This window comes from Gordonia neofelifaecis NRRL B-59395 (genome assembly GCF_000192435.1).
Taxonomy (GTDB): Bacteria; Actinomycetota; Actinomycetes; order Mycobacteriales; family Mycobacteriaceae; genus Gordonia; species Gordonia neofelifaecis.
Map to the genome: position 1 here is coordinate 42,222 of NZ_AEUD01000007.1, position 15,158 is coordinate 57,379.

At 68.9% G+C, this 15,158-nt stretch carries 16 protein-coding genes; 4 read left to right on the plus strand and 12 right to left on the minus strand.

Features of this window, described 5'->3' with window-relative positions:
* Positions 1–147 precede the first annotated feature (147 nt).
* The 5 genes from SCNU_RS09555 to SCNU_RS09575 are packed head-to-tail and all read right to left on the minus strand — an operon-like array spanning position 148 to position 2,876.
* Positions 148–384, minus strand: coding sequence for a MoaD/ThiS family protein (locus SCNU_RS09555; protein WP_009679161.1), 237 nt, complete (start codon positions 382–384; stop codon positions 148–150).
* Positions 381–626: a DUF6457 domain-containing protein gene (locus tag SCNU_RS09560; RefSeq protein WP_009679162.1), complete on the minus strand. Its 246-nt coding sequence runs from the start codon at positions 624–626 to the stop codon at positions 381–383. Before SCNU_RS09560 ends, SCNU_RS09555 begins: the two co-directional genes overlap by 4 nt.
* Entirely contained in the window at positions 623–1,210 is a 588-nt protein-coding gene (gene mobA, locus SCNU_RS09565) for a molybdenum cofactor guanylyltransferase (RefSeq protein WP_009679163.1), read from the minus strand. Before mobA ends, SCNU_RS09560 begins: the two co-directional genes overlap by 4 nt.
* Positions 1,207–1,677 carry a cyclic pyranopterin monophosphate synthase MoaC gene (gene moaC, locus SCNU_RS09570; RefSeq protein WP_009679164.1) on the minus strand — a complete coding sequence of 157 codons (471 nt, stop codon included), beginning with the start codon at positions 1,675–1,677 and terminating at the stop codon, positions 1,207–1,209. Before moaC ends, mobA begins: the two co-directional genes overlap by 4 nt.
* The gene (locus SCNU_RS09575) at positions 1,674–2,876 is read right to left on the minus strand and encodes a molybdopterin molybdotransferase MoeA (RefSeq protein ID WP_009679165.1); all 1,203 of its coding nucleotides are present in this window, start codon (positions 2,874–2,876) and stop codon (positions 1,674–1,676) included. The genes moaC and SCNU_RS09575 overlap by 4 nt, the downstream gene beginning before the upstream one ends.
* Before the next feature lie 162 nt (positions 2,877–3,038).
* Between SCNU_RS09575 and SCNU_RS09580 the strand changes: the two genes are divergently transcribed.
* From SCNU_RS09580 to SCNU_RS09595, 4 genes are read left to right on the plus strand one after another with little or no spacing between them, the layout of a single operon-like run.
* Entirely contained in the window at positions 3,039–3,452 is a 414-nt protein-coding gene (locus SCNU_RS09580; RefSeq protein ID WP_009679166.1) for a TOBE domain-containing protein, read from the plus strand.
* Positions 3,449–4,207 carry a molybdate ABC transporter substrate-binding protein gene (modA, locus tag SCNU_RS09585; protein WP_009679167.1) on the plus strand — a complete coding sequence of 253 codons (759 nt, stop codon included), beginning with the start codon at positions 3,449–3,451 and terminating at the stop codon, positions 4,205–4,207. The genes SCNU_RS09580 and modA overlap by 4 nt, the downstream gene beginning before the upstream one ends.
* Positions 4,204–5,001, plus strand: coding sequence for an ABC transporter permease (locus SCNU_RS09590; protein ID WP_009679168.1), 798 nt, complete (start codon positions 4,204–4,206; stop codon positions 4,999–5,001). Before modA ends, SCNU_RS09590 begins: the two co-directional genes overlap by 4 nt.
* Positions 4,998–6,089, plus strand: coding sequence for a sulfate/molybdate ABC transporter ATP-binding protein (locus SCNU_RS09595; protein WP_009679169.1), 1,092 nt, complete (start codon positions 4,998–5,000; stop codon positions 6,087–6,089). The genes SCNU_RS09590 and SCNU_RS09595 overlap by 4 nt, the downstream gene beginning before the upstream one ends.
* A gap of 65 nt (positions 6,090–6,154) precedes the next feature.
* Here the strand turns inward: SCNU_RS09595 and SCNU_RS09600 are convergent, their stop codons facing one another.
* The 7 genes from SCNU_RS09600 to SCNU_RS09630 form a co-directional block, all read right to left on the minus strand.
* The gene (locus SCNU_RS09600; RefSeq protein ID WP_009679170.1) at positions 6,155–6,484 is read right to left on the minus strand and encodes a cupin domain-containing protein; all 330 of its coding nucleotides are present in this window, start codon (positions 6,482–6,484) and stop codon (positions 6,155–6,157) included.
* Positions 6,481–7,716 (minus strand): MFS transporter, encoded by a 1,236-nt coding sequence (locus SCNU_RS09605; protein WP_009679171.1) that lies wholly within the window; start codon positions 7,714–7,716, stop codon positions 6,481–6,483. Before SCNU_RS09605 ends, SCNU_RS09600 begins: the two co-directional genes overlap by 4 nt.
* Positions 7,717–8,463 carry a respiratory nitrate reductase subunit gamma gene (gene narI, locus SCNU_RS09610; protein WP_009679172.1) on the minus strand — a complete coding sequence of 249 codons (747 nt, stop codon included), beginning with the start codon at positions 8,461–8,463 and terminating at the stop codon, positions 7,717–7,719.
* Positions 8,460–9,164: a nitrate reductase molybdenum cofactor assembly chaperone gene (narJ, locus tag SCNU_RS09615; protein WP_009679173.1), complete on the minus strand. Its 705-nt coding sequence runs from the start codon at positions 9,162–9,164 to the stop codon at positions 8,460–8,462. The genes narI and narJ overlap by 4 nt, the downstream gene beginning before the upstream one ends.
* A complete protein-coding gene (gene narH, locus SCNU_RS09620) occupies positions 9,161–10,825 on the minus strand; it encodes a nitrate reductase subunit beta (RefSeq protein WP_009679174.1) in 1,665 nt (554 codons plus the stop codon). Before narH ends, narJ begins: the two co-directional genes overlap by 4 nt.
* Positions 10,825–14,544 carry a nitrate reductase subunit alpha gene (locus SCNU_RS09625; protein WP_009679175.1) on the minus strand — a complete coding sequence of 1,240 codons (3,720 nt, stop codon included), beginning with the start codon at positions 14,542–14,544 and terminating at the stop codon, positions 10,825–10,827. The genes narH and SCNU_RS09625 overlap by 1 nt, the downstream gene beginning before the upstream one ends.
* A 109-nt stretch (positions 14,545–14,653) precedes the next feature.
* Positions 14,654–15,133 carry a nuclear transport factor 2 family protein gene (locus tag SCNU_RS09630; protein WP_009679176.1) on the minus strand — a complete coding sequence of 160 codons (480 nt, stop codon included), beginning with the start codon at positions 15,131–15,133 and terminating at the stop codon, positions 14,654–14,656.
* Positions 15,134–15,158: the final 25 nt, after the last annotated feature.

Sequence of the window (15,158 nt, forward strand, 5' to 3'; positions counted from 1 at the left end):
TAAGCCGAGGAGCGTAGCGACGAGGCGCATCGAGACCCGGTTGTCGTGTGGGGTCTCGATACTCTCGTCACTTCGTTCCTCGTTACTCGACCAGCCTCTGTGTGGGGGCTGTGGTCATCAGGAACGAGGGTGAGACGTGAACGACGCCTAGCCGCCGGCGAAGGGAGGGAGGACGTCGACTGTCGCGCCCGAGCCTGCGAAGGTCTCGTCGGTCGCTCGCGTTCCGTCGACCAGGACCGAGCAGCAGGTCAGCACTCGGGCGAACTCCGGCCCCAGCGCACCGGAGAGCAGTTCCTTCAAGTCGCCGACGGTGAGTTCGCCGTCGACCGTCTGTTCCTTGCGGCCCGCCGCTTCGGCGGCGCCCGCGAAGTACCGGATGATCATCCGGCCTCTTTCGCCTTCACCAGCTCGTGCACGCGAGCGGCGGCGTCCTCGACGCTCATCCCGTTCGCCACCGCGAGGCCGATCAGGTACGTCGTGATCGGCCCGGCGGGACGCAGTACCGCGTGGGCGACGTCGCGCGTCACGTCGAGGAGGACCTCGGTGGGCACGTCGGCCTGCGACAGTCCCAGCGCCGGAGCGAGCTCATCGGCCCACCGGTCCAGACCGGGTGGATAGGTGCTCACGATTCGTCCTCCAGACTGCTCGGCCGGGCCGTCACGGCCCGATAGTTCTCCACATCGTCCCAGGTGTCCAGGTCGATTGTCGCGCCCGCCCGGTCGACGACCGAGCGCAGCGCGAGGCCGCCGACGAGTGCGCGCATCGATGCGTCTCGGACCTCCGGAAGTCGTGCGAGCGCACGCCGCAGGGCGCCCGCTCGATAACGGCCGGCGAGCCACTGGGCGCGACCGTCGGCGTCTTCCAGGATCACCGCGTCGTCGGCGGCCGCGAGCGGGACCTCACGCAACTGCGCGACAATCGCCGACGCCCGCGGCAGGTCGCAGGCGAGCAGCCACACCTCGTCGGTGTCGATCGCCGCAAGGGCTGCGGCCAGGCCGGCGACCGGCCCGCCGAACGGCGGATCCTCGCGGATGACCCGGACGCCGGGGCGTTCGAGGGACTCCGGTCCGACCACGATCACCGGGTGTGCGTCGGCCACCGCCTCGTAGACGATGTCGATCAACGACCGCCCCGCGATGTCGACGGCGGCCTTGTCGACGCCGCCCATCCGGGTGGCACGACCGCCCGCGAGCACGATGGCCGCGGTCATCGCACCCAGTCGCCGCTCTTGCCGCCGGTCTTGCGCAGCAGTCGTACGTTCTCGATCTCCACCGACTTGTCGAGGCCTTTGACCATGTCGACGAGGGCGAGCGCGGCCACGCTCACGGCGGTGAGCGCCTCCATCTCGACGCCGGTCCGGTCCGCGGTCCGGACGGTCGCCGAGACGCTGACCCCGTCGTCGGTGATCGCCAGGTCGACGGCGGCGCCGTGCACGCCGATCACGTGGGCCAGCGGCAGGAGCTCGGGAGTCCGCTTGGCTGCGGCGATTCCGGCGATCCGGGCGACGGCGAGGACGTCGCCCTTGGGCACGGTCCCGTCGCGCAACGCGGTGACGATCGGCGCGCTGCACCGCACGAAGCCCTCTGCGGTGGCACTGCGCACCGTCGGGGCTTTCTCGGTGACGTCGACCATCCGGGCCTGCCCGGCCGTGTCGAGGTGGGTGAACGGCTGGGTCATCGCAGCTCCATCACGGTCACGGGATCTCCTTCGAAGACTTCGATCACCTCGGCGGGCACCACTGCCAGCGCGGTCGCCTCGGCGAGCGAGGTCACCAGGTGCGAGCCGCTGCCGCCGGGGGCCGCCGGCCGGACGGTGTGCTCGTCGACCGTCACGGGCAGGACCTGGACGCGGTCGGCACGACTGCGCCAACCGGTCGCCGCACGCCGTACCGACCGCGGGCGATCTATGGTCGGATGTCCGGCCATGGTGCGAAGTGCCGGACGGACGAACATCTCGAACGAGACCGCGACGCTGACCGGATTGCCGGGCAGGCAGAACACCGGAACGCCGGCCTCGGTGAGGCCGAAGCCCTGGGGTTTGCCGGGCTGCATCGCGACGGTGGTGAACTCGATGCTGCCGGTGCCGTTGAGGACGGCCTTCACGACGTCGAACGAACCGACACTCGCACCGCCGGTGAGAACGATCGCATCGACGTCGGCGTCGGCGAGGGTCGCGACGAGGGCCTCCTCGTCGTCGCGGACGGTCGCCGTCCAGCCGACTTCGGCGCCGGCGTCGACGATCGCCGCGGCCAGCAGGACGGAGTTCGACTCCGGGATCTGCCCGCGTTGCGGGGTATCGGACGGTTCGACGAGCTCGGAGCCGGTGGAGATCACCGCGACACGCGGACGTGCGACGACGGGGATCCGGTCATGGCCTGCGGAGGCGATCGCGGACAGCTGCCACGGTCCGAGCACCGTGCCCGCCCGCACCGCGACCGAGCCCGCCGCCGCGTCCTCGCCTGCCCGGCGGATGTGCGCGTGCGGCTTCGGCGCCACCGTGACGGTGATCGACTCGGGTGGGGTGGCGCGGACCTCCGTGCCGAGGTCGGTGTGCTCGAGCGGGACGATCGCGTCGGCGTCGGCCGGCACCGGAGCGCCGGTCATGATCCGGACGGCTTCGCCGGGACCGAACGACGGATCGTCCGCACATCCCGCGGGGACGTCCGCAACCACTCGCAGGATCGCGCCTTCGACGGCGTCGGCACGACGCACCGCGTAACCGTCCATCGCCGAATTGTCGAAGAGCGGAACCGGCCATCGACTGACCACGTCGTCGGCGAGCACGAAGCCCGCGGACCGATGAACCGACCGCTCGGTGGCCGTCGAGCGGGATACGGACGCGAGAATCCGGGCGCGGTGCTCGTCGATGGTGATCACCGTCGGACCTCGGATTGCTTTGCGGCAGATCGCATGCCGTCAGCCTAGTGCCTCGACTCGCACAAGGGTCCCGGGTGCGGATGTCCGCGTCGAACCCGGCGCGGACGCATTTGCGTATGCATACCGAGAAATGTGCCGTGTTTACGGATAGATTCACTAGATATGACCGAATTTCGGATACGCGACGCCGCCGAGCTGCTGGGCGTCAGCGACGACACGCTCCGCCGGTGGATCGATCGGGGACGGATCGCGGCCGGGACGGACGAGTCCGGCCGCGCGACCGTCGACGGCGCCGACCTGGCGAGGTATCTCGACTCGGCGGAGGCCGACGCTCACGACCCCGTGGGCCGGGCCACCAGCGCCCGCAACCGGTTCGTCGGCATCGTCACCCGCGTCCTGTCCGATCCGGTGATGAGTCAGGTCGAGATGCGGTGCGGACCGCACCGGGTGGTGTCCCTGATGTCCACCGAAGCCGTCCGCGAACTCGGGCTCGAGGTCGGGTCGCGGGCGACCGCCACCGTCAAGGCGACCACCGTGGTGGTCGAGACGCCGAAGAGAGCCGAAGGAAGTCGATGAAGAGACTGATCGCGGGCCTGCTGGCCCTGACCCTGCTGGTCGCCGGATGCGGCAGCGACGAGCAGGCCGCCGCGAGCGGCGCCGCTCCAGTCAAGATCTTCGCCGCGGCCTCCCTTCAAGGTTCGTTCGACGAGCTCGCCGAACAGTTCACCGCGGCGCACCCGGAGTACTCGGTGGCGCCGATCGTGTACGACGGTTCGCAGGCGCTCGCCACCCAGATCGTCGAGGGCGCCGACGTCGACGTCATCGCCTTCGCCGACCAGTCCAGCCTCAAGCCGGTCACCGACGCGGGCATCACCGACCACGGGACCGTCTTCGCAACCAACACGCTGCAGATCGCGGTGGCACCGGGTAACCCGAAGCACATCACCACCCTGGCCGATCTCGCCAGATCCGATGTGAGCACGGTCCTCTGCGCACCCGAGGTGCCGTGCGGCAAGGCGTCGAAGAAGCTGCTCGACGCCGCCGGCGTCACGGTGCACCCGGTGAGCGAGGAGACCAACGTGACCTCGGTGGTCAATCGAGTCGAGGCCGGCGAGGCGGACGCGGGCCTGGTCTACAAGACCGACGTCGCCGCCGCGGGCGACAAGCTGACCGGCATCACGCCCGCCGACGTGACGGCCGCGGTCAATCGCTATCCGATCGCGGTGTCGAAGAAGGCGCCGTCGCCCGAGGCCGCCGTCGCCTTCGAACAGTTCGTGCTGTCGCCTGCCGGCCAGAAGATCCTGGCGGAGTACGGCTTCGGATCGCCATGACCGCGTCGCGGCTGCCGACGGCGCTCTACGTTCCCGCACTGATCGCCCTGGCACTGCTGGTGGCGCCGATCATCGGTCTCCTCACGCGAGTGCACTGGGAGACAATCGGCGCAGACCTGTTCTCGTCCGCGTCGCTCACGGCGCTCTGGCTCTCACTCAGCACGGCGGCCTGTGCCACCGCGGTCTGCGTAGCGATCGGGACTCCGCTGGCGGTGGTGATCGCGCGGGCCCCGCAGCGCTGGGCGTCGGTGCTGCGGGCGGTCGTGCTGATACCGCTCGTCCTGCCGCCGATGGTCGGCGGACTGGCGCTGCTCGCGCTGCTGGGGCGTTCGGGGCTGATCGGCGAGCCGCTCTTCGAGGCCACGGGCTACAGCCTGCCGTACACGACGGCCGCAGTGGTGGTGGCCCAGTCATTCGTCGCGATGCCGTTCTTCGTGATCGCGGTCGAAGGCGCACTGCGGACGGCGGGCGACGGCTACGAGCAGATCGCGGCCACCCTCGGTGCGGGCCGGTGGCGCGTACTCGGCCGGATCACCCTGCCGCTCGTGCTGCCCGGTCTGACCGCGGGCGCGGCGCTGGCGTTCGCCCGCGCCCTCGGCGAGTTCGGGGCGACGGCGCTGTTCGCGGGAAATTCGCCGGGCGTCACTCGCACCATGCCGCTCGCGATCTACACCGCGTTCAACGGCGTCGGCGTCACTCAGGACTCGGCGGTCGCGTTGTCGTTGCTGCTGCTGGTGAGCACCGCGGTGATCGTGCTCGGGCTGCGGTCGTGGCGTCAGGACGCGGTCCGATGAGCGGCGAGCGGCTCGCGGCGCGCATCGAGGTCCGGCGCTCCGGGTTCACTGTCGCGGCGGACTTCGTGGTGCCCGGCGGTGAGTGCCTGGCGATCCTCGGACCGAACGGTGCCGGCAAGTCCACCGTCCTGGGCGCGGTCGCCGGGCTCGTCGGAATGGCCGACGGCGAGATCCGTCTGGGCGACCGGCTGCTCGACGGTCACGAGCACGACCGCCGCGTGCACGTCCCGCCGGAGCGCCGTCGAATCGCGCTGCTGGAACAGAAGTCCCGATTGTTCCCGCACCTGACCGTCGCGGAGAACCTCGCCTTCGGGCCGCGCGCGCAGGGCCGGTCGCGTCGGGAGGCTCGTGCGGTCGCGGCCGGCTGGCTGGAACGGATCGGCCTGCCGGACGTCGGAGCCTGGAAGCCGAATCGGCTCTCCGGCGGGCAGCAGCAGCGGGTCGCGATCGCCCGCGCACTGGCCGCCGAACCCGAAGCGCTGCTGCTCGACGAGCCGTTCGCCGCGCTGGACGCCGAGAGCGCCCCGGCGATCCGGCGGATGCTCGCCGACGAGCTCGCCCGGACCGGCACCACCGGACTGCTGGTGACACATGAGCTGACCGACGCCTGGCAGCTTGCGAGCCGATGCCTCGTGCTGGACGAGGGCGCGGTGGTCGAAGCGGCGACGCCCGCCGAACTCGCCGCCGCGCCGGGGCATCCGTTCAGCGCGGTGCTGGCCGGCTACAGCGTCGTCGAAGGGCGATGGACCGACGGGGCACTGGTAGTCGGAGACGCGGTGCTTCCCGCGGTCGGAGACGGTGAGATCCGCGACGGCGCCAGGGCTTTCGGGATCGTCGTCCCGCAGGAGGTGACGCTGTCCACCACGTCGGGTGCGGTGCGCAGCCGGGTGAGCGCCGTGTCGGTGCACGCGGGACGGGTGCGGGTCGAGAGCGAGAGCGGCCTCGTGGCGGAGATCCCGGTCGGCGCCACGGCGCCTGCGGTGGGGGAGCGCGTCTGGCTGACGCCAGTCGGCATGCGGGTGTTGGGCGAGGCTGACGGCATCCGCGCGGCTCGCCGTCAGACGAGGGCTTGTGAACCACGCTTCTGACGGCGAACCACGCGGATCATCCCCGGGGCGAGATCTCCGTGTGGCGTCGGCTCAAGGTCATCCACTCACTGCAGTGCCACCGTCAGCAGCACCGCCGAGTCGTCGTCGGCGAGCAGACCGTGCCGGACGAGCGGAATGTCGGTGAGCGCACCCGCGGACCCCTCCCAGTCGCCGGCTTCGCAGGTGAGCCGCACCCGTCCGGCGAGCACCTGCAGGGTGGCCTCGCCCGGACTCTCGTGGTCGGAGAGTTCCGCGCCCGCGCGCAGGGCGATGACCGTCTGCCGAAGGCGGTGGTCGCTGTGGCCGCGGACGGTGCGGCCGGCTCGGCCGGACGAGGCCTCGCGGGCCTCGGCCAGCAGTTCTTCGACGACCTCGGGCAGTGATACCGAACTCATGCCTTCGCTCCTGTCTCAGCGGACTCGTCTTCGCTCTGCGGTATCCCGAACACGGTGAACAGGCACGCCGCCGCCGCGAACGCGACGAGCAGGCCGAGTCCGATGGTGTAGGAGTGGTCGACCGCGTCGTAGGTCGCACCCATCACGAGCGGCGGGAAGAATCCGCCCAGGCCGCCGGCCGCGCCGACCAGACCGGTGACGGCACCGACCTTCGCCGGCGGCGACGCGAGCGACACCCAGGCGAAGACCGAGCCCGATCCCATGCCCATCATCATCGCCATCAGGATGAAGTCGACGGCGGCCATGCCGTTGCCCATGTCTGGTTTGGTCATCATCCACACGGCGAGGATCGCTGCGCCGCCGCAGGAGATCGCGGTGATCACGCGGGGACCGAATCGGTCGGACAGGGCGCCGCCGACCGGGCGCATGACGACGGCGGCGATCGCGAAGCCCGCTGTGCGGGCGCCCGCAGACTTGAGGTCGGTGATGTCGTAGACGTCGTTGAGGTAGGTCGGGAGGTATGTCGAGAAGGCCACGAAGCCGCCGAACGCGGCCGCGTACAGGAACGACATCTGCCAGGTGACCGGCAGCTTCAGCGCGCTGACGAGCTTCGGTACGGCGGGTTCGGTGTTCGCCACCCACACCGGGGATTCACGCATGAACATCCAACAGAGCACGGCGACGACCACCAGCGCGATCGCGACGATGAGGTGTGTCGGGAAGTAGCCGAACCACTCCTGAAAGCGCGGAGTGAAGAACGCCGAGAGCGCGGTGCCGCCCATGCCCGCACCGAAGACGCCGGTCGCGAAGCCGCGTCGACTCGGTTCGTACCAGGTGTTCAGGAACGGGATGCCCGCGGCGAACGTGGTACCCGCGATGCCGAGGAAGAAGCCCATCACCAGCATCATCGGATACGACTTCAGCTCACCGGCGACGGCGACGAGAATCACGAACGGTGCCGAGATCACGAGCAGCGCCGTGAACATGATGCGGCCGCCGTAGCGCGGGGTGAGGACGCCGACGATGATGCGGCCGAGCGAGCCGACGAGGATCGGTACCGCGACCAGGACCGACTTCTGCGTGGAGTCGAGGTCGAGTTGGTCGGGACCGGCGTAGAACACGCCGAGCGGCGCGATGAGGTTCCACGCCCAGAAGCTGATCGCGAACGCGGCCGTCGCGAGGATGAGGTTGCGGGTCTGGGCGGCTTTGTCGAACGTGGTCGGGGCAGTCATTCAGTCACGATCCTTCACTCCGATCGGCGCCCATCCGCGACGGCTCGGCGCGTTGCCCGGGGCCGGGCGCGCATCCTTGCTGCGGTAGACGATGTAGGGGCGGAACAGATAGTGCAGCGGCGCGGTGAAGATGTGCACCAGGCGGGTGAACGGCACCAGGATGAACATGACCATGCCGATCACGACGTGGATGTGGAAGCGGGTCGGCGCGGCCTCCATCGCGTCGATGTCGGGCTGGAAGGCGAAGACCGAGCGGAACCACGGAGAGACGGTCTGGCGGTAGTCCACGCCCTCGCCGTGGGGATCGATCATGCCGACGATCGTGATGTACGTGCCCGCGATCAACGCGGCCACCAGGACGACGTACATCAGCTTGTCGTTGCGGGTGGTGGCCATGAACACCGGGCCGGTGCGACGACGGCGGTAGATCAGGATCGCGACGCCGACGATCGCGGCGAGTGCGGCGATGATGCCGCCGATGGCGGCGACCCAGTGGTACATGGTCTCGGAGATGCCGACCGCGTCGGTCCACGACTCCGGAATGATCAGCCCCATCGCATGCCCGGCGATCACCGCGAGGATCCCGTAGTGGAACAGCGGGCTGCCGATCCGCAGGAGCCGCGATTCGTAGAGCTCGGATGAGCGGGTGGTCCAGCCGAACTTGTCGTAGCGGTAGCGCCAGATGGTTCCGCCGATCACGCACAACAGCGTGATGTACGGGAGAACGCCCCACAGGAAGATGTTCATCGGAAGGCCTTCGCGGAGTTGTTTCTCAGGGGGTCGGTGAGGGGGTCGTCGGTGATCAGCGGCAGCAGCCGCGGATCGTACGGTTCCAATCCGACGGTCTCGACGGGCCGTTGCGGCGCGGCCATCGCCATGGCAGAGGCGCGGTCGGGCGGAGCCTGACCCGGCAGCGTCGCGCAGACCGCGGTCAGGATGTCGGCGTACGGCGAGTCGAGATCGAGCAGGGCGAAGCGGATCAGCTCGAGCGCCGCACGGTTGTCGGAGAGGATCGCCGTGCCGCGGTCGGCGTCGGCCAGTGCGGTGAACTCGAGGACGATCGGCAGATGGTCGGGGAGTTCGCCCTGCAGGTTCACCAGGAACCCGCTGTCGCGGTAGAGCTGTTTGAAGCGGCCGAGCACGGCACCGCGCCGGCGGGTGTCTCCCGCGGACCAGTACGACAGGTACAGCGTTCGCTTGCGCGAGAGGTCGAAGACGTCGGTGTAGTGCTGAGCCAGGCCCGTCCGGTCGGCGGTGGCCGCGTGTTCGAGGAACCGGCGCAGTGCGGCGGTCGCCGTGGACGGACTCTGCTCGTCGAGTGCGGCGCGCATCAGATCGAGCCGGTCGAAGAGCTGCTCGTCGGGGTAGCCGAGGCACCAGGCCGAGACCTGGTGGACCACCTGCCAGTCCATGCGTGCCGGGTCGCGGCGGCGGGCGAGCAGCTTCATGATCGGTTGCCGCCCTTCGGGAACATGCCGTCTGGAACGCCGTTGCCGTCCCAGTTCAGCAGGTTGGTCCGGCCGCGCAGCACCGATTCGCTCGCCGCCGTGTCGGTCGACTGTCGTTGTCTGAGCGCCTCGAAGGTCTCGACGGAGACCGGGACCGGCCGCCCGCTGGCCTCGCCGAACGCGGACGACCCGTAGTGGCGCAGCTCGTCGTCGTAGTCGACGGGGCACGCGGTCTCCTCGAGCCTGTGCGCCTGCTCGTGGTGGGCCGTCGGAATCACGTAGCGCTCGTCGTATTTGGCGATGGCGAGGAGCCGGTACATCTCGTACATCTCCTCCTCGCTCATTCCGACGCTGCCCGGGATCAGCGGATTGGGTTCGCGGCCGAGATTCACCTCGCGCATGTACGACCGCATCGACGCCAGCTTCTGCAGGACGAACTCGATGAGGTCGGTGTCGCCCGCGGTCAGCAGCTCCGCGAGGTACTCGACGGGGATGCGCAGCGCCTCGATGGCGCCGAACAGATTGTCGCGGTCCTCGCCGTCGTGCCCCTGCTCGGCGAGCAGATCGACGATCGGCGAGAGCGGCGGGATGTACCAGACCATCGGCATGGTGCGGTACTCCGGATGCAGCGGCAGCGCCACCTTGTACTTCTTGGCGAGGGCGTAGACGGGGGAGCGTCGGGCCGCGTCGAGCCACTCGTCGGGGATGCCGTTCGCCTTGGCCTGGCGGATCACTTCGGGATCGGTCGGGTCGAGCATGAGCTCGAGCTGCGCCTCGTACAGGTCCTGCTCGTTCGGCACCGACGCGGCGGCGGTCACCGCGTCGGCGTCGTACAGGAAGATGCCGATGTAGCGGAGGCGGCCGACGCAGGTCTCGGCGCAGACGGTCGGCTGGCCGACCTCGACGCGCGGATAGCAGAATGTGCATTTCTCGGCCTTGCCCGACCGGTGGTTGAAGTAGATCTTCTTGTACGGGCAGCCGGTGATGCACTGGCGCCAGCCGCGGCATCGGTCCTGGTCGACGAGGACGATGCCGTCTTCCTCGCGCTTGTAGATGGCACCCGACGGACAGGAGGCCATGCACGACGGATTCAGACAGTGTTCGCAGATGCGCGGCAGGTAGAACATGAAGGTCTGCTCGAACGAGAACTTGATCTTGTCGGCGGACTCCTTGCGGATCTTCGCGACGATCGGATCGAGCTCGCCGTACTCCATCGAGCCGCCGAGGTTGTCGTCCCAGTTGGCCGACCAGGTGACCTTGGTGTCCTCTCCGGTGATCAACGACTTCGGCCGGGCGACGGGGAAGTCGTCGCCGAGCGGCGCGTTGATCAGCGTCTCGTAGTCGTACGTCCAGGGCTCGTAGTAGTCGTCGAGCGTCGGCTGGACGGGACTGTGGAAGATGGTGAAGAGCTTCTGCAGTCGTCCGCCGGTGCGGAGCCGCAGCTTGCCCTTCTTGTTGAGGTGCCAGCCGCCCTTCCACTCCTCCTGATCCTCGTACCGCCGCGGATAGCCCTGCCCCGGGCGGGTCTCGACGTTGTTGAACCACACGTACTCGGTGCCCGCCCGATTGGTCCACGCCTGTTTGCACGTCACCGAGCAGGTGTGGCAGCCGATGCACTTGTCGAGGTTCATCACCATCGCGACCTGCGACATGACTCGCATCAGTACGTCACCTCCTGGCTTCGCTTGCGGATAGTCGAGACGATGTCGCGCTGATTGCCGGTGGGCCCGAGGTAGTTGAACGCGTACGACAGCTGCGCGTAGCCGCCGATCAGGTGGGACGGTTTCACCAGCAGCCGGGTCGGCGAGTTGTGAATGCCGCCGCGACGACCGGTGGCCTCCGACTTCGGGACGTCGATGGTGCGCTCCTGCGCGTGGTGCACGAAGCAGACGCCCTCGGGCATGCGGTGACTGACCACGGCGCGGGCCACGTAGACGCCGTTGGCGTTGGTGCACTCGATCCAGTCGTTGTCGCGGACGTCGATCGACGCCGCGTCCTCGGCCGAGAGCCAGGCCGTCGGGCCGCCGCGGGAGAGCGACAGCATGAAGAGATTGTCCTGGTACTCCGAGTGGATGGACCACTTGTTGTGCGGCGTCAGGAACCGGACGGTGATCTCCTTGCTGCCGTCGGCGCCCAGCTTCGGCTCCCCGAACAGCCGGTGCATGTCGAGCGGCGGCCGGTAGGTCGGCATCGCCTCGCCGATGTCGAGCATCCAGTCGTGGTCGAGGTAGAAGTGCAGTCGTCCGGTGAGTGTGTGGAAGGGTTTCTCCCGCTCGATGTTCACCGTGAACGGCGCGTACCGTCGACCGCCGGTCTCCGAACCCGACCACTCCGGGGAGGTGATCACCGGGACCGGGGCCGCCTGGGTGTCGGCGAAGGTGATCCGCTTCTCCTCCGAGCCCTCGGCGAGGTCGGCGAGCTTCTTGCCGACGCGGCGCTCCAGCTTCTTGAAACCGTCGACGGCCAACTCGCCGTTGGTGGTTCCGGAGAAGGTCAGGATCGCTTCGGCCAGTTTGGCGTCGGTGTCGATCGCGGGCCGTCCGGCGCCGACGCCGTGGGACATGACGCCGTTCGACGCCGCCAGCTTCGGGACCTGGGAGCCGACGTCGAAGGTGACGTGCTTGACGGTGAACCCGAGCTCGTCGGCCAGCGGTCCGACCGAGGCCAGCTTGTCGGCGATCGCCGTGTAGTCGCGCTCCACCACCTGGAAGACCGGCGTGTTGACGCCCGGCTTCGCGGGGTTCCCGGTCTCACGCCAGTCGACGACCCGGCCGTGCGGCTGCGCGGTCTCGCCCGGGGTGTCGTGCTGCAGGGCGGTCGCGACCAGGTCGTGGCGGGTGCCCAGATGGGTCCTCGCCTGCCGCGAGAGCTCCTGGGCGAGGCGGTGGAACATGTCGAAGTCGCTCTTGGCCTCCCACGGCGGGTCGATCGCCGGGCTGAACGCGTGCACGAACGGGTGCATGTCGGTGGACGAGAGGTCGTGCTTCTCGTACCAGGTGGCGGCGGGCAGCACGATGTCCGACAGCAGCGTCGTCGACGTCATCCGGAAGTCGGCCGACATCAGGAGGTCGAGTTTGCCCTCCGGCGCCTGCTCGTGCCATTTGACCTCGCGCGGTCGTGGGGCCTCCGGGTTCTCGGTGCCGAGCACGTTGTGGTGGGTGCCGAGCAGATGGCGCAGGAAGTACTCGTTGCCCTTGGCCGACGAGCCGAGCAGATTCGACCGCCACAGGACCAGCGTGCGCGGCCAGTTCTCCGGAGCGTCGACGTCCGAGATCGCCGGGGTCAGTCCGCCGTCCACCAACCGGTCCGCGACGTAGTCCGCCGGAGTCGCCGCCTCACCGGCGTCGACGGCGGCACGCGCGGCGTCGGCGACCTCGAGCGGATTGGTCGAGAACTGCGGGTAGAACGGCATCCAGCCGAGTCGTGCCGACTGCGCGATGGCGTCGGCCGTGTGCATCCCGTCGAGCGTCCCCGACGACAGCGGCGAGGTGAGCGCCGACGTCGAGTAGCCGTCGTTGCGCCACTGGTCGGTGTGCATGTACCAGTACGACGTGCCGGGTGTGGTCCGTGGCGGACGGCTCCAGTCGAGCGCGTTCGCGAGGGAGATCCAGCCGGTGATCGGCCGGCACTTCTCCTGCCCGACGTAGTGGGCCCACCCGCCGCCGTTGCGGCCCATGCTCCCGGTGAGGATCAGCATCGCCAGGATCGCGCGGTAGGTCGCGTCGCCGTGGAACCACTGGCAGATGCCCGCACCCATGATGACCATCGACCGGCCGCCCGATTCCTCGGCGTTGGTCGCGAACTCGCGGGCGACCCGGATCGCCTGTTCCGCAGGCACACCGGTGATCTCGGCCTGCCACGCCGGGGTGTACGGGCTCGAGGCGTCGTCGTATCCGGTGGGCCACTGGCCGGGCAGGCCGTCGCGGCCGACGCCGTACTGCGCCAGCAGGAGGTCGTAGACGGTGGTGACCAGACCGCCGCCGAACTGCCGGGCCGGAACTCCGCGGGTGACCACGCTCCCGGATCCGTCCGGCGCGTCGAAGAGAGGAAACGAGACCTCGACGGGCTGCGCGCCGATCTCGTCGATCATCGTCAGCCGCGGGGTGATGCCCTCCAGGGCGAGGTTCCACTTGCCTTCGCCCGAGTCCGAATAGCGGTCGCCGAGGGTGCCGTTTGGGACCATCGGGATGCCGGTGACGTCGTCGACGAACACCGTCTTCCAGTGGTCCTCGTCGGCGGTGCCGCCGATCTCGTCCGCGGTGACGAATTTGCCGGGGACCAGTGTTCCGTCGCGCTCGTCGAGGTGGATGAGGAACGGCAGGTCGGTGTACTTGCGCGTGAAGTCGGAGAAGAACGGGGTGCCGCCGGACCCGTCGGCGTTCTCGCGGTCGACGTAGAAGTCCTTGAGGATCACGTGACCCATCGCCATCGCGAGGGCGGCGTCGGTGCCCGCCTGTGCGGGCATCCACTCGTCGGCGAACTTGGTGTTGTCGGCGTAGTCGGGGGAGACCGAGACGACTTTCGTTCCGCGGTAACGGACTTCGGCCATCCAGTGGGCGTCCGGTGTCCGGGTGACGGGGACGTTGGATCCCCACATCATCAGGTACGACGCGTCCCACCAGTCTCCGGACTCCGGGACGTCGGTCTGGTCGCCGAAGACCTGCGGGCTGGCGACCGGGAGATCGGCGTACCAGTCGTAGAACGACGTCATCACGCCGCCGATGAGCTGAATGAAACGGGTGCCGACGCAATGGCTCACGATCGACATCGCCGGGATCGGCGAGAATCCCGCGCAGCGGTCGGGGCCGTAGGTCTTGATGGTGTGCACGTGTGCGGCGGCGGCCATCTCCGTGGCCTCCTCCCACGTGACGCGCACGAGCCCGCCCTTGCCGCGCGCCTGCTGATACGAGCGGCGACGAAGCGGATCGTTCACCACGTCCGCCCACGCCAGAACGGGATCGTTCAAGCGCGCCTTGGCTTCTCGGTACATTTCAAGGAGCACGCCGCGCGCGTACGGGTGCCGGACGCGGGTCGGGGAGTAGGTGTACCAGGAGAACGCGGCACCGCGCGGGCAGCCGCGCGGCTCGTACTCCGGCCGATCGGGGCCGACGGACGGATAGTCGGTCTCCTGCGTCTCCCAGGTGATGATGCCGTCCTTGACGTACACCTTCCAGGAGCAGGAGCCGGTGCAGTTCACGCCGTGGGTGGAGCGGACGATCTTGTCGTGACTCCAGCGGTCGCGATAGAAGACGTCGCCCGCTCTGCCGCCGTCGCGGAACACGACGCGACTGTCGTCCGTCTCGTCCCATTTCGTGAAGAACCTGCCGACGTCCAGCAGTGCTTGCGCTGCTGGGCCCTGAACCGAGTCAGACGGTGCCATACGGTCACCATAGGACCGGGATCGGGGCGATTCGGGCGTCGCGAAGGAATCGACGGGCCGAACGGCGATCGGTGGGACTAAAGTCCCCGAGCGTCTTGAGGCGAAGGTCTTAGATTTGTGACTGATCTGCAGTTCTGATGCCTGCGAGCTTCACGGTATGCACGTCCAGAAGCAGGATCGTGATCGCTCGGTTCGCGATGAACCAGTCGCCCGATACGCGTTGGTACTCGTCGTCGTAGCGCAGGTGCCAGACCACGTCCTCGGCGTCGCGACCGGACGACGCCACGTGGTGCGCGACGCAGTTGATCCGACCGCGGGCGCGGCCTGGTCCGGTCTCGTCGATCATCGATCCCGCGAGTCCGTGAAAGGTGACGGCGAAGCCGTCGAGCTTGCCGAGGCCGTCGACGATGGCCTGCCTGCCGGTGCTGGTCTGCACCGGGCCGAGCTCGCGAGGCGGAAGCGGCGTCGTCAGGGTGGCGTCCGGGAGGAACAGGTCGCCGACCCGCTCGAACTCGCCCGCGTCGACGAGATGCGCGTAGCGCTCCGCGAGGTCGTCGATGGCGAGCCGGTCGTCGGTGGCGAGGGCCATCGGATTCTCCTTGCGTCGCGCTCAA

Bases quoted from the DNA above. Each gene is read 5' to 3' on its own strand.
- narJ (WP_009679173.1), bottom strand. From the start codon at position 9,164: ATGAAGCTGCTCGCCCGCCGCCGCGACCCGGCACGCATGGACTGGCAG.
- narH (WP_009679174.1), bottom strand. From the start codon at position 10,825: ATGCGAGTCATGTCGCAGGTCGCGATGGTGATGAACCTCGACAAGTGC.
- SCNU_RS09580 (WP_009679166.1), top strand. From the start codon at position 3,039: ATGACCGAATTTCGGATACGCGACGCCGCCGAGCTGCTGGGCGTCAGC.
- SCNU_RS09625 (WP_009679175.1), bottom strand. From the start codon at position 14,544: ATGGCACCGTCTGACTCGGTTCAGGGCCCAGCAGCGCAAGCACTGCTG.
- SCNU_RS09600 (WP_009679170.1), bottom strand. From the start codon at position 6,484: ATGAGTTCGGTATCACTGCCCGAGGTCGTCGAAGAACTGCTGGCCGAG.
- SCNU_RS09590 (WP_009679168.1), top strand. From the start codon at position 4,204: ATGACCGCGTCGCGGCTGCCGACGGCGCTCTACGTTCCCGCACTGATC.
- SCNU_RS09555 (WP_009679161.1), bottom strand. From the start codon at position 384: ATGATCATCCGGTACTTCGCGGGCGCCGCCGAAGCGGCGGGCCGCAAG.
- moaC (WP_009679164.1), bottom strand. From the start codon at position 1,677: ATGACCCAGCCGTTCACCCACCTCGACACGGCCGGGCAGGCCCGGATG.
- SCNU_RS09605 (WP_009679171.1), bottom strand. From the start codon at position 7,716: ATGACTGCCCCGACCACGTTCGACAAAGCCGCCCAGACCCGCAACCTC.
- modA (WP_009679167.1), top strand. From the start codon at position 3,449: ATGAAGAGACTGATCGCGGGCCTGCTGGCCCTGACCCTGCTGGTCGCC.
- mobA (WP_009679163.1), bottom strand. From the start codon at position 1,210: ATGACCGCGGCCATCGTGCTCGCGGGCGGTCGTGCCACCCGGATGGGC.
- narI (WP_009679172.1), bottom strand. From the start codon at position 8,463: ATGAACATCTTCCTGTGGGGCGTTCTCCCGTACATCACGCTGTTGTGC.
- SCNU_RS09595 (WP_009679169.1), top strand. From the start codon at position 4,998: ATGAGCGGCGAGCGGCTCGCGGCGCGCATCGAGGTCCGGCGCTCCGGG.
- SCNU_RS09630 (WP_009679176.1), bottom strand. From the start codon at position 15,133: ATGGCCCTCGCCACCGACGACCGGCTCGCCATCGACGACCTCGCGGAG.